We start from the raw sequence: 12,936 nt of genomic DNA, 5'->3' as shown, positions 1-12,936 counted from the left end.
TCGGGAAGGTTTCCACGGCCACGCCCCGCCTTGCGTTCGCCGCAAGGCGTAGGGAGTCACGCCGCGACGTGCGGCGTCCTGGGGTGGCGCGTCCAGACGGGCAAGCTCGCGTGAACTCATCGGAATGCGCAGCCCTTGCGGGTGAAGTTGGCCTTTAAAACCCGTGTCGTGGGTGGCCGGGGCCCGGAGGTGCTGCTGCTCACTCTTGCCGCTGCAACAAACCCGCCATTATCGGCGACGATCTCTGGTTCGTCAAAAATTTGCGAGCATCGGGGCAAGCGGCAGGCCCGAGTGCGTCACCGCCGACCCAGAACCGCCATCGCCTGGCGCAGCGCCTGGGCGCGCACGGTCTGGGCGACCGCGGTGCGCAGGTCCTCCAGCAGCGGCTCGATCGGCACCTCGGCGGCATCGACCAGTTCGACGGCCTGCTCGCCCCAGGGCTCGCTGGCGATCTGCTCGCGAAGCGTGGGCCAGGGTGTGTCGCCGTGCTCGGCCAGCCAGCGCTCGATCCAGCGGAAACACTCCGCGTGCCAGTCGGGCACGCCGGTCAGCGCCTCGTGGTCGGCGTCGGTCAGCTCCAGCCACCAGCCGGCGCGCAGCAACAGCAGGCGCACCGCCTGGTCCTGTGGCTGGCGCACCGACACGCGCGCTCCGCCGCGCCGGGGCGCTGGCGACCCCCGGCGAGCGCCGTAGGCGGGGCGCTCCGGTGGCGTCTCGGGGGCGACACGAGGGGCCTCGCCGGCACGCAGGCCCCAGCGCCGCGCCAGGTCCTCGCGGGGCAGCCGGGCGCGTTCGGCGATCTCGCCGAGCAGCTGGTCCTTCAGGCTGCCCTCGGGCAGCGCCGACCACAGGGGCCGCGCTTGTGCCGCCAGCCTGGCACGGCCTTCGGCGGTGTCGAGGTCGGCGTCCTCGGCGGCCAGTTCGACGAGCTGGCGCGACAGTGGCACCGCGGCAGCCAGCGCCTGTTCGAAGGCCTCGACGCCCAGTTCACGCACGTAGCTGTCGGGGTCGTGTTCGGGCGGCAGGAAGAGGAACTTGACGCTTCGCAGGTCGCTCGCGTGCGGCAGCGCGGCCTCGAGTGCACGCGCGGCCGCGCGCCGGCCGGCGGCGTCGCCGTCGAACGAGAAGACGATCGCGTCGGTGAAGCGGAACAGCTTCTGCACGTGTTCGGCGGTGCAGGCCGTGCCCAGCGTCGCGACGGCGTTGCTGACGCCGTGCTGGGCCAGCGCGACGACGTCCATGTAGCCCTCGACGACGATCGCGCAGCCGCGTTCGCGCAGCGCCTGGCGGGCCTCGAACAGGCCGTAGAGCTCGCGGCCCTTGCTGAACAGCGGCGTCTCGGGCGAGTTGATGTACTTGGGCTTGCTGTCGTCGAGCACGCGGCCGCCGAAGCCGATGACCTCGCCGGCGACGTTGCGGATCGGGAACATCACCCGGTCGCGGAACCAGTCGTAGCGGCCACGCTCGCTGTCCTCGGCCTCGCCGTCGGCGGCCTCGCGGTGGCGCACCAGACCGGCTTCCTCGAGCAGCGGGTCGTCGTAGCGCGGGAACACGCCGGCCAGCGTGCGCCAGCCCGGCGGCGCGTAGCCCAGGCCGAAACGCGCGGCGACGACGCCGGTCAGGCCGCGCGCCTTCAGGTAGCCGACCGCCCGCGGGCTGGCCTTGAGCTGGGCACGGTAGAAGTCGTTGGCGCGCACCAGCACCTCGCCCATCGACAGCCGGCGCTCGCGCAGCTTGTCGCGGCGCACCAGTTCCTCGGCGCTCAGCTGCTCCTCGGGGACCTGCATGCCCACGCGCTGCGCCAGATCGCGCACCGCCTCGACGAAGCTCAGGCCCAGGTGTTCGGTGAGGAAGCGGATCGCGTCGCCCGAGGCGCCGCAGCCGAAGCAGTAGTAGAACTGCTTGCTCGGGCTGACCGAGAAGCTCGGCGACTTCTCGGCGTGGAACGGGCACAGGCCCATCAGGTTGGCGCCGCCGCGCTTGAGCTCGACGTGCTGACCGACCACGTCGACGATGTCGACGCGGGACAGCAGATCCTGGAGAAAACCGGCGGGAATCACCCGCCGAGTCTAGCCAAGCCGTCGGCGGCGCCCGCCGGCGCGATGACAAAAACGCCGCGGAAGTCGCGCACCCACTGCGCCACCTGGCCGGCGCGCAGCGGCGAGGCGATGCCGGTGCCCTGGCCGATGTCGCAGCCCAGGTCCAGCAGCATGCGTGCCTGTGCGGGCGTCTCCACGCCCTCGGCGACGACGCTGCAGCCGAAGGTGCGCGCCAGGCTGATGATGCCCTCGACGATGCCGCGGTCCTGGGCGTCGTCGAGCATGTTGTGCACGAACCCGCGGTCGATCTTCAGCGTGTCCGCGGGCAGGTCCTTCAGGTAGCGCAAGGGCGAGTAGCCGGTGCCGAAGTCGTCGAGCGCGAAACGCACGCCGAGCTCGCGGCACTGCTTCATCTGCGCCGAGGTCGTCGGGCTGTCCTCGGCGGCGATCGCGGCGGTCTCGACGACCTCGAGTTCCAGGTAGGGGGCGAGGTCGTGGCCGTGGCGCGCGATGAGCGCCGCGAGCTGGGCGGCGAAGTCGGCGCGGCGCAGGTGGCGCGACGAGACGTTGACGCCGACGGCGAAATCGAGCCCGTCGCGGCGCCACTGCGCCAGATGCTCCAGCGCCTGCGACAGCACCCAGTCGCCGACGCGCACCAGCAGCCCGTCGTCTTCGATGCAGGGCAGGAAGGCGTGCGGCGCGAGTTCGCCCTTGATCGGGTGTTCCCAGCGCAGCAGGGCCTCGAAGCCGACGACCCGGCCGCTGCGCATGTCGACCTTGGGCTGGTAGCGCAGCATCAGCTCGCCGCGGTCGAGCCCCTGCTCGATCTCGCTCTGAGCCATCGCCAGCGCTTCGCGTTCCTGGCGGCTGGCGGGGTCGAACAGCACGTAGCCGTTGCGGCCGGACTGCTTGGCCTCGTACATCGCGTGGTCGGCATGGCGCAGCAGGGTCTCGGGATCCTGGCGGTCCAGCGGATACAGCGTGGCGCCCAGGCTGGTCGTGATCGGCACCGGGTCGGACGCCGGATCGACGAGATAGGGCTGCGACAGCACGCGCAGCACGCGCACGATGGCACGCCGCGCCTCGTCGATCGAGCCGGCACGCAGCAGCAGCACGAACTCGTCGCCGTGCAGGCGGGCGGCCACGTCGGCCCAGCGCTCGCGCCGGCGCAGCGTGTTGCGCAGCCGGCTGGCGAGCTCGACCAGGAGGCGGTCGCCTGCGGCGTGCCCGTAACGGTCGTTGACCGGCTTGAAATGGTCCAGGTCCAGGTAGCAGACGGCGATGAGGAAGCCGTCGCGGTCGGCCACCGTCATCGCCTCGGCGAGCAGCGTCGACAGCTGGGCTCGGTTGGGCAGGCGCGTCAGTTCGTCGTAGAGCGCCTGACGTTCGAGCAGCTCGCGCTGGCGGCGCTGCTCGGTGATGTCGGAGATGACGAGCACATGGTGGCGGGTGCGCCGTTCGGCGCCGGGCACCGTCGAGATCGTCGCCTGCAGCGTGCGCAGCTGGCCGTCGGCGCGGCGCTCGTCGAGTTCGCCGCGCCAGCTGCCGCGCTCGCGCAGCGCGCCCCACATCTCGGCACGCTGCTGGCGCGCACGCGCGTCATCGGGGGCCGGGCTGAGCAGCGAAGGCACGGTGCCGATCAGGCGCTCGCGCGGCACGCCGAGGATCTCGCTGTAGGCCGGGTTGGCCTCCAGCACGTGGAGTTCGGCGTCGGTGACGAGCAGGCCTTCGTGCAGGTGCTGGAACAGGCTGGCCGACAGGCGCTGGCGCTCCAGTGCCTCGTGGCGTTCCTCGACATCGGCCAGCGTGGCGAGGATGCGGGCCGGGCGGCTGTCGGGTGCGCGTTCGATGACCAGCAGCGTCGCCTGGCGCCAGCGCCAGGTCTCGTCGTGGCGCATGCGCAGTTCCAGCTGCTGGCGGCCGGACTGGCCCGAGTCGATCAGCGCGATCGCGGCCTCCAGGCCGGCCCGGTCTTCGGCATGCACCTGTCCCAGCCAGGCCGCGGGCGTCCAGCCCGGTTCCTGGCCGGGCGCCAGCGCGCGCCAGGCGGTGGAGGCGAAGCCTTCGCCGCGGTGCACGTGCCAGTCGGCGACACCGATCCGCGAGCCGTCCAGTGCCCACTCCCAGCGCTGCTCGCGCCAGCGAGCCTCGACCGCGCCGGCGTGCAGCAGCAGCAGCATCGCCGCCTGCGTTGCCAGCCAGGCGCCGGTGGCCAGCGGGGCGGGCTGGATCGCTGCGGCCCACCAGGGCGGGCCCGACGCGGTGACGAGCGCTGCGGCAGTCGTGCACAGCAGCAGCGCGGCTGCGGCGAGCGGCGCGCCGTGGCGCACGGCGAGCGCGACCAGCAGCAAAGGCGTCACGTAGGGAAGCAGGGTGCCGAGCCCGCCGATGCGGTTGGACGGTGCACACAGCAGCAGCGTCGCGACGACTGCGGCACCGATCAGCAGCAGCGCGCCCGCCAGCCGCGTCGGTCGTTCGAGCACCACCGCGACGCGCCGGTCCAGTGCCAGCAGCGGGAACGCCGTGAGGAGCGCTCCGATGCCCACCGTCGCCCAGGCGGCGACCAGCGGCCCGGCGCGGTCGACGGGCGGCGACAGCAGGGTCCAGCGCAAGGCGCCGGCGGCGACGACTGCGGTCACCGGAGCGAACACGGCGACCGTCGCGACGGCAAGCCAGCCGACGTCGCGTGCACGCTCGAGCCGGCGTTCGAAGCCGACCTGGCGCAGCAGGCGCCATGCGAGGGTCAGCCCGCAGGCGAGGGCGACGAGCGCGGCGGCGATGTCCAGGGGCGGCAACGGCTGTGCCAGCAATGCCAGCGCCGCACCGAGCGCGGCGCCTGCGCCGGCGCCCGGGCCCCAGCGAAGGCTGCAGGCGAGCACGACGCCGGCCGCCGGGCCCATCGTGCTCCACGGCATCTCGCTCAGGGAGAACCCGCCGAGCAGCCCGGCGAGCAGGCAGCCCAGTGCCGCGGCAAAAGCGCCGACGGCACGTGCGGGGCCGGTGGTCAGCCCGTCCGCCAACAGGCGAGGCAGCAGTCGGCGGCTATCGGAAGGGGTCACGCGTCAAGAGATGTCGGCGGCGGCGGAAGGGTTCCGCAGCATGCTACCGCCGACCTCGGGTCCTGGCCCGGGCGCGACCCCGAATTGGGGTGGCCCTCTTCAGACGGAGAAATCGGACAGCGACCGGCCGTTGGCCAGTGCCGCCTTCAGCCACTTGGGCTGCAGGCCGCGGCCGGACCAGGTGTCGCCAGTGTCCGGATCACGGTATTTCGCCGGAACCTTGCCGGTGCTGCCGCGGCGGGGCGTCGCGGCTCCGCCCTTGGCGCTCAGGTCGGCCAGCGTCAGCCCGTACTGCGACATCAGCGACTTCACCTGCGCGATCGCCGCGGCGCGTTCCTCGCGCTGCGTTTCGATGATCTGCTTCTCGAGTGCAGCCTTCTGTGCGAGCAATTCGGACAACGTAGCCATCAAGGTATCTCCTGTCGAATCCTACGGGTGCCGCGGAATATACCACCGCGGCACCCGGGGAGACGCAGAAAAATCTCGGAGGCGAAATCAGCGGTAACCGACGCGGTCCAGCATCTGTTGCACCTGCACTTGATTGCGGCCGATCGCCGATACCGGCACGGATTCCGCCTTGAAGCTGCCGAAGCTCTCCAGGGCGGGATTGCCCGGCTTCACCCCGGGGACCGCCGGCCATTCGTTGTTGCCGTTGGCAAAATACGACTGTGCTTCGGCGCTGGCAAGGTATTCGAGGAATCGCACGGCGGCTTCGCGGTTCTTCGCGTGGCGCGCCACGGCGCCGCCCGCGATATTGACGTGGGTGCCTGTCGTGGCCTGGTTCGGGAAGACCACGGCGATGCGCTCGACGACCTGCTGGTCAGCCGGGTTCTGCGAGCGCATCAGGCGCGCCAGGTAGTAGCTGTTGGTCAGCGCCACCGCGCATTCGCCGCTGGCGACGGCCTTGATCTGGTCGGTGTCGCCACCCTTGGGCGGGCGAGCCATGTTGTCGACGATGCCGCGCAGCCAGACCTCGGTCTTCTGCGGACCGAGGTGTTCGAGCATCGCGCCGAAGAGCGACAGGTTGTAGGGGTGCGAGCCCGAGCGGGTGCAGACGCGGCCCTTGTTCACCGGATCCGCGAGTTTCTCGTAGGTGTCGACGTCGGTGCGCTGCACGCGGGTCTTGTCATAGACCACGACGCGCGCCCGGGTGGAGAAACCGAACCATTGCGAGCCCTGGCCGGCGTCGTCGCTGCGCAAGGTGGCGGGAATGCGCTCGTCGAGCACGCGGCTCTTCACCGGCTGGAACAGCCCCTGGTTTTCGGCACGCCACAGACGGGCGGCATCGACGAGCAGCACGACGTCGGCCGGGCTGTTTTGGCCTTCGCTCTGCAGGCGCGTCACGACACCGGCGTCGTCGGCGTCGACGCGGTTGATCCGGATCCCGGTGGCCTTCGTGAAATTGTCGTAAAGGGCTTCGTCGGTCTGATAGTGACGGGCCGAGTAGAGATTCAGCACGGGAGCCTGCGCCTGCGCTGCCGTCGCGAACACGGCGGCAAGGGCGATCGCGGCAAAGCGGACGAACGACGGACGCTGCATTGGAGGAACTCCGGGGTAAAAGGAGCCCGGAGTCTAGCCCGCAATGCGAATCATTTGCGTTTTCTGGACTTGCGTCAGGTTATACGCCGGCGCCCGCGGCACCGTTGGTGTGCACCTCACCTGCGCTGCGCGCAGATGAGTTGCACCCCGCAGTTCTTCATGCCCGAGCTTCGCTCAGGCCGCCGGCGGGACGTAGCCCGCCGGCGCGTCGGCTCCGCCGCCGAAGAAGAACTGCTCCATCTGGCGGGCGAGGTATTGGCGGGCGCGGGCGTCGGCCAGGTTCAGGCGGTTCTCGTTGACGAGCATCGTCTGGTGGCGCTTCCAGTGCTCGAAGGCCTCCTTCGAGACGTTGTCGTAGATGCGCTTGCCGAGCTCGCCGGGGTAGGGCGCGAAGGACAGGCCTTCGGCTTCCTTCTTCAGGTAGACGCAGTTCACCATGCGGGCCATCGGGGTCTCCAGTTGTTCAGAACAGTCGTTTGACCAGCACTTGCGAGCGCCGGTCCCAGTTGTACTTGCGCTTGCGCGCCTCGGGCAGCCAGTCGGGGTCGACCTGGGCGAACCCGCGCTTGATGAACCAGTGCATCGTGCGCGTGGTCAGCACGAACACGCTCTCCAGCCCCATCGCCTTGGCGCGGTGCTCGATGTGCTTGAGGATGCGCTCGCCGTCGCCCTGGCCCTGGGCCAGCGGCGAGACGGTCAGCGCCGCCATCTCGGCGGTGCGCGCCTCGGGATAGGGGTAGAGCGCCGCGCAGCCGAAGATGATGCCGTCGTGCTCGATGACGGTGTAGGCCGAGACATCGCGTTCGATCTCGGTGCGTTCGCGGCGCACCAGCGTGCCGTCGCGTTCGAAGGGTTCGATCAGCTGCAAGATGCCGCCGACGTCGTCGGGCGTCGCTTCGCGCAGGCTCTCGAGCTTCTCGTCGACGACCATCGTGCCGATGCCGTCGTGGGTGAAGACTTCCAGCAGCAGCGAGCCGTCGGCGGCGAAGGGCAGGATGTGCGAGCGTTCGACTCCGTGCTCGCAGGCCTTCACGCAGTACTGCAGGTAGAAGGCCGGGTCGGTGGGTTTGGCCGGGGCGGGCCAGGAAGCGAGCAGACGGCGTGCGTCGGCCAGCGCCAGCTCGGTGTCGATCGGACTGTCCGCGTCGTCGGGGTTCTCGCGGATGCCCGGCACCTCGGTCATGAAGACGAGCTTGTCGGCCTGCAGCGCGATCGCGGTGGACGTCGCCACGTCCTCCATCGACAGGTTGAAGGCTTCGCCGGTGGGCGAGAAGCCGAACGGCGACAGCAGCACCAGCGCGCCGATGTCGATGGCGCGCCGGATCGCGCCGTGGTCGACGCGCCGCACCAGGCCGCTGGACTGGAAGTCGACGCCGTCGACGATGCCGACCGGGCGCGCGGTGAGGAAGTTGCCCGAGACCACGCGCACCGTGGCGTTGGCCATCGGCGTGTTCGGCAGGCCTTGCGAGAACGCGGCCTCGATCTCGAAGCGCAGCTGGCCGGCGGCTTCCTGCGCCGCGTCCAGCGCCACCGGATCGGTGATGCGGCGGCCGTGGCTGAAGCGCGAGACGTGGCCCTTGGCGGCGAGCTGCTCGTTGACCTGCGGCCGGAAGCCGTGCACGAGCACGATCTTCAGCCCCATCGCGTGCAGGATCGACAGATCCTGCACGAAGGCATTGAGCTTGCCGGCGGCGATCATCTCCCCGGTCACCGCAACGACGAAGGTCTTGCCCCGGTAGGCATGCAGGTAGGGGGCGACCGCCCGGAACCAGGGGACGAAGGTGTGCGGGAAGACGACGCTCATGGCGCGGGCGATTGTGCCGCAGCATCATCGGCGCTCCACGAAACAGGAGATCGCATGGACGTCTTCAAGACTCACGGCGCGTTCAGCTGGAACGAACTGCTGACTGCCGATCCCGAGCGCGCCGCCGCGTTCTACGGCGAGCTGTTCGGCTGGAGCTTCGACCAGCAGGAGTACGACGGGGTCGGCACCTACCGCGTCGCCAAGACGCCGGACGGCACCGCGGTCGGCGGCATCATGGCCTTCCCGCCCGACACGCCCAAGGAAGTGCCGCCGCACTGGGCCGGCTACGTCACGGTCGACTCGGTGGACGACACGATCGCCAAGGCGGTCGAACTCGGCGGCAGCGTGCTGGTGCCGGCGATGGACGTGCCCGGCGTCGGCCGCATGGCCGTGCTGCGCGACCCGACCGGCGCGGCGATCAACGTCATCCGCTACGAAGCGATGTGATCACGCGGGCGCGGCCATAATCCGCGCCCCGTGTCCGACACTTGCCCCGGGCGGCCGGCCAACCCGGTTCCGCCGATCACCTATCCCGAATCGCTGCCCGTCTCGGCGCGCCGAGACGAGATCGCGCGTGCGCTTTCCGAGCACCAGGTCATCATCGTCTGCGGCGAGACCGGCTCGGGCAAGACGACGCAGCTGCCGAAGATCGCGCTGGAGCTGGGCCGTGGCCTGGGCGCCGGCGGCCGCGGCCTGATCGGCCACACGCAGCCGCGGCGCATCGCCGCCTCCAGCGTCGCCAAGCGCATCGCCGAGGAGCTGAACTCGCCGCTGGGCGAGGTCGTCGGCTACAAGGTGCGCTTCCAGGACCGGCTGCAGCCGGGCGCTTCGGTCAAGCTGATGACCGACGGCATCCTGCTGGCCGAGACGCAGACCGACCCGCTGCTCAAGGCCTACGACACGCTGATCATCGACGAGGCGCACGAGCGCAGCCTCAACATCGATTTCCTGCTCGGCTACCTGCGCCAGCTGCTGCCGCGCCGGCCCGACCTGAAGATCGTCGTCACCTCGGCGACGATCGACGCCGACCGCTTCGCCAGGCACTTCGAGTCCGCGGCCGGCCCGGCGCCGGTGATCATGGTCTCGGGCCGGCTGTACCCGGTCGAGCAGCGCTGGCGCCCGTTCGAGGAGAAGAAGGACTGGGACCTGGGCGACGCGATCGCCGACGCCGTCGACGAGCTCTGGCGCGGCGGCTCCGGCGACATCCTCGTCTTCCTGCCCGGCGAACGCGAGATCCGCGAGACCGCCGACCATCTGCGCAAGCACCTGGCCAGCACCGCACGCGGTGGGCCGCAGCCGGAGATCCTGCCGCTGTTCGCGCGCCTGTCGCAGGCCGAGCAGGACCGTGTCTTCGAAGCCGGCAACGGCCGGCGCATCGTGCTCGCGACCAACGTCGCCGAGACCTCGCTGACGGTGCCGGGCATCCGCTACGTCGTCGACTCGGGGCTGGCGCGGGTCAAGCGCTACAGCTACCGCAACAAGGTCGAGCAGTTGCAGGTCGAGCCAGTCAGCCAGGCCGCGGCCAACCAGCGTGCCGGCCGCTGCGGCCGTGTCGCCAACGGCGTCTGCATCCGCCTCTACGACGAGGCCGATTTCAACCAGCGCGCGCGTTTCACCGACCCCGAGATCCTGCGTTCGTCGCTGGCCGGCGTCATCCTGCGCATGAAGGCGCTGCGCCTGGGCACGGTCGAGGACTTCCCGTTCCTGGAGCCGCCGCCGAAGAAGGCCATCGCCGACGGCTATGCGCTGCTCGACGAACTCGACGCGATCGACGAGCAGGGCGATCTGACCAAGATCGGCCGCGAACTCGCCAAGCTGCCGCTGGACCCGCGCGTCGGCCGCATGATCATCGAGGCGCGCGACCGCCACGCGCTGTCGGAGGTGCTGGTCATCGCCTCGGCGCTGTCGGTGCAGGACGTGCGCGACCGGCCGCTGGAACAGCAGCAGGCCGCCGACGAGAAACACCGCAAGTTCGACGACGAGAAGAGCGAGTTCGTCGGCTACCTGAAGCTGTGGAACTGGATCGAGGAGGGGCGCGGGCACGGGCACGCCGGAGGACTCCCTCTCCCCGCGAGCGGGGAGAGGGTGGGGGTGAGGGGCCGTGCCGCGCCACTACCCTCACCCCCACCCTCTCCCGCAGGCGGGAGAGGGAGCGAAGCGACCCACAAACTCAGCAACCGCCAGCAGGAGCAGCGCCTGCGCGAGAGCTTCGTCAACCCGCGGCGCGTGCGCGAGTGGCGCGACATCCACTCGCAGCTGCTGACCGTCGTCGCCGAACACGGCTGGCGGCTGAACACCGCGCCCGCGACCTACGAGCAGCTGCACCTGTCGATGCTCGCCGGCCTGCTGGGCAACATCGGCTGCAAGTCCGACGACGACGACTGGTACCTGGGCGCACGCGGCATCAAGTTCTGGCGTCACCCGGGCGCGCACCTGAGCAAGAAGCCGGGGCGCTGGATCGTCGTCGCCGAGCTGGTGGAAACGACGCGGCTCTTCGGCCGCGGCATCGCCGCCATCGAGCCGGGCTGGATCCCGGCGGTGGCCGGCCATCTGCTGAAGACCCAGCTGCTCGAGCCGCACTGGGAGAAGAAGGCCGCCGAGGTCATCGCGCTGGAGCGCGCGACGCTGTACGGGCTGGTCGTCTACAACAACCGCCGCGTCAACTACGGCCGTGTCGACGCCAAGGCGGCGCGCGAGATCTTCATTCGCGAGGCGCTGGTCAACGGCGACTGGGAGTCGCGGCTGCCGTTCCTGGCGCACAACCGCAAGCTCGTCGCCCAGGTCGAGGAGCTGGAGCACAAGTCGCGCCGCCAGGACGTGCTGGTCGACGACGAGCTGATCTTCGCCTTCTACGACCAGCAGCTGCCGCCCGAGGTCTGCTCGGGCGCGACGCTGGAGAAGTGGTTCCGAGAGGAGGTCAAGAAGAGCCCCAAGCTGCTGCAGCTGACGCGCGACGAGCTGATGCGCCACGAGGCCGCCGGCATCACGACCGACGCCTTCCCGAAGACCGTGCGCCTGGGCGGCATCGACTGCGCCGCCAGCTACCTGCACGAGCCCGGCGACGCGAAGGACGGCATCACCGTCACGCTGCCGATCTACGCGCTCAACCAGGCCAGCGAGGAACGCTGCCAGTGGCTGGTGCCCGGCATGCTGCGCGACAAGGTGCAGGCGCTGTGCAAGAGCCTGCACCAGCGCCCGCGCTCGCGCCTGGTGCCGCTGCCCGAGTTCGCCGCCGAGTTCTGCGCCACCGCGCCCTTCGCCCAGGGCGAGCTGGTCGACGCGCTGTTGAAGGCGGTGCGCGAGCGCACCCAGCTCGCGGTGCAGCGCAATGACTTCAAGCTCGAACAGCTGCCGCCGCACCTGTTCATGAACTTCCGCGTCGTCGACGAGCACGGCCGCCAGCTCGCGATGGGGCGCGACCTCGCCGGGCTGAAGGCCGAGCTCGGCGGCCAGGCGCGCAGCGCGTTCCAGGCGCTGGCGGCGCTGAAGATTCAGGCTCCCTCGCCCGCGCAGCGGGAGAGGGCGGGGGGTGAGGGCAGATCCACGCCACCACCCTCACCCCATCCCTCTCCCGCGGGGCGGGAGAGGGGGCAGGGCCGCGGTGTCGTCGCCGAGGTTGCCGCAGCGCCGCCGCCGGCCGTTCCACAGCGCCACACCGCCTGGACCTTCGGCGAGCTGCCCGAGCTGATGGAGATCCGCAAGGGCGCGCAGACGCTGATCGGCTTCCCGGCGCTGGTCGACGGCGGCACGCACGTCGAGATCGAGGTCTTCGACGAGCCCGAGGTGGCCGCCGCCAAACACCGCGTCGGCCTGCGCCGGCTGGTCGCGCTGCAGATCCGCGAGCCGCTGAAGTACCTCGAGAAGAACATCCCCGACCTGCAGAAGATGGGCGTGGCCTTCATGGCGATGGGCGGCACCGTCGAGGAGCTGCGCCAGCAGATCGTCGACGTCGCCGTCGACCGCGCCTTCCTGGCCGAGCCGCTGCCGAGCGACGAACGCAGCTTCAAGGCCCGTGTCGACGAAGGACGCACGAGGCTGAACCTGATCGCCCAGGAGGTGGCGCGGCTGGCCGGCGTCGTGCTGGCCGAGTACGCGGTCGCGGCGCGCAAGCTCAAGGACAGCCGCCCGCCCAAGGACGTCGCCGACGACGTCGCGCAGCAGCTGCAGCGCCTGGTGCCCAAACGTTTCCTGGCGAACACCGACTGGGCGGCGCTGGCCCACTTCCCGCGTTATCTGAAAGCCGTGACGCTGCGCCTGGACAAGCTGCGCGCCGACCCGGCGCGCGACGCCACGCGCCTGGCCGAGCTGCGCCCGCTGGAGCAGCGCTACTGGCGCCGTGTCGCCGAGCTGAAGGGCGCGCAGCACGCGCGGATGGACGAGTACCGCTGGCTGCTGGAGGAACTGCGCGTCAGCCTGTTCGCCCAGGAGCTGCGCACGCCGCAGCCGGTCAGCGTCAAGCGCCTGGACAAAGCTTGGGCTCAGCTCTCTGGCTGAG

At 70.6% G+C, this 12,936-nt stretch carries 8 protein-coding genes; 2 read left to right on the top strand and 6 right to left on the bottom strand.

Features of this window, described 5'->3' with window-relative positions; genetic code table 11:
* Positions 1–296: 296 nt before the first annotated feature.
* The 6 genes from dnaG to argA all read right to left on the bottom strand — a co-directional run bounded on the left by dnaG (position 297) and on the right by argA (position 8,441).
* The gene (gene dnaG / locus EV684_RS04395) at positions 297–2,060 is read right to left on the bottom strand and encodes a DNA primase (RefSeq protein ID WP_132644993.1); all 1,764 of its coding nucleotides are present in this window, start codon (positions 2,058–2,060) and stop codon (positions 297–299) included.
* Positions 2,057–5,059, bottom strand: a complete 3,003-nt coding sequence (locus tag EV684_RS04390; protein ID WP_242478599.1) for a GGDEF domain-containing phosphodiesterase — start codon at positions 5,057–5,059, stop codon at positions 2,057–2,059. Before EV684_RS04390 ends, dnaG begins: the two co-directional genes overlap by 4 nt.
* A gap of 138 nt (positions 5,060–5,197) precedes the next feature.
* Positions 5,198–5,506, bottom strand: a complete 309-nt coding sequence (locus EV684_RS04385) for an H-NS histone family protein (protein ID WP_132644991.1) — start codon at positions 5,504–5,506, stop codon at positions 5,198–5,200.
* Between the two features lie 87 nt (positions 5,507–5,593).
* Positions 5,594–6,637: an extracellular solute-binding protein gene (locus EV684_RS04380; RefSeq protein WP_132644990.1), complete on the bottom strand. Its 1,044-nt coding sequence runs from the start codon at positions 6,635–6,637 to the stop codon at positions 5,594–5,596.
* Between the two features lie 174 nt (positions 6,638–6,811).
* The gene (locus EV684_RS04375) at positions 6,812–7,084 is read right to left on the bottom strand and encodes an oxidative damage protection protein (protein ID WP_132644989.1); all 273 of its coding nucleotides are present in this window, start codon (positions 7,082–7,084) and stop codon (positions 6,812–6,814) included.
* Positions 7,085–7,100: 16 nt separating this feature from the next.
* On the bottom strand, positions 7,101–8,441 hold the full coding sequence (gene argA, locus EV684_RS04370) for an amino-acid N-acetyltransferase (protein ID WP_132644988.1): 1,341 nt from the start codon (positions 8,439–8,441) through the stop codon (positions 7,101–7,103).
* Between the two features lie 54 nt (positions 8,442–8,495).
* Here argA and EV684_RS04365 point away from each other — a divergent pair, with 54 nt between their 5' ends.
* Both EV684_RS04365 and hrpA read left to right on the top strand, forming a co-directional pair.
* Entirely contained in the window at positions 8,496–8,888 is a 393-nt protein-coding gene (locus EV684_RS04365; protein ID WP_132644987.1) for a VOC family protein, read from the top strand.
* Between the two features lie 30 nt (positions 8,889–8,918).
* Positions 8,919–12,935, top strand: coding sequence for an ATP-dependent RNA helicase HrpA (hrpA, locus tag EV684_RS04360; RefSeq protein WP_132644986.1), 4,017 nt, complete (start codon positions 8,919–8,921; stop codon positions 12,933–12,935).
* The last annotated feature ends 1 nt before the right edge of the window (position 12,936 follow it).

Origin of the sequence: Rubrivivax gelatinosus, assembly GCF_004340905.1 — a bacterium.
Lineage (GTDB): Bacteria > Pseudomonadota > Gammaproteobacteria > Burkholderiales > Burkholderiaceae_C > Rubrivivax > Rubrivivax gelatinosus.
The sequence above is the reverse complement of the archived record's forward strand: the minus strand, read 5'-3'. Positions and strand labels throughout refer to the sequence as shown.

Excerpts from the sequence above, each read along its gene's own strand:
- EV684_RS04385 (WP_132644991.1), bottom strand. The coding sequence starts at position 5,506 with ATGGCTACGTTGTCCGAATTGCTCGCACAGAAGGCTGCACTCGAGAAG.
- EV684_RS04380 (WP_132644990.1), bottom strand. The coding sequence starts at position 6,637 with ATGCAGCGTCCGTCGTTCGTCCGCTTTGCCGCGATCGCCCTTGCCGCC.
- EV684_RS04375 (WP_132644989.1), bottom strand. The coding sequence starts at position 7,084 with ATGGCCCGCATGGTGAACTGCGTCTACCTGAAGAAGGAAGCCGAAGGC.
- argA (WP_132644988.1), bottom strand. The coding sequence starts at position 8,441 with ATGAGCGTCGTCTTCCCGCACACCTTCGTCCCCTGGTTCCGGGCGGTC.
- EV684_RS04365 (WP_132644987.1), top strand. The coding sequence starts at position 8,496 with ATGGACGTCTTCAAGACTCACGGCGCGTTCAGCTGGAACGAACTGCTG.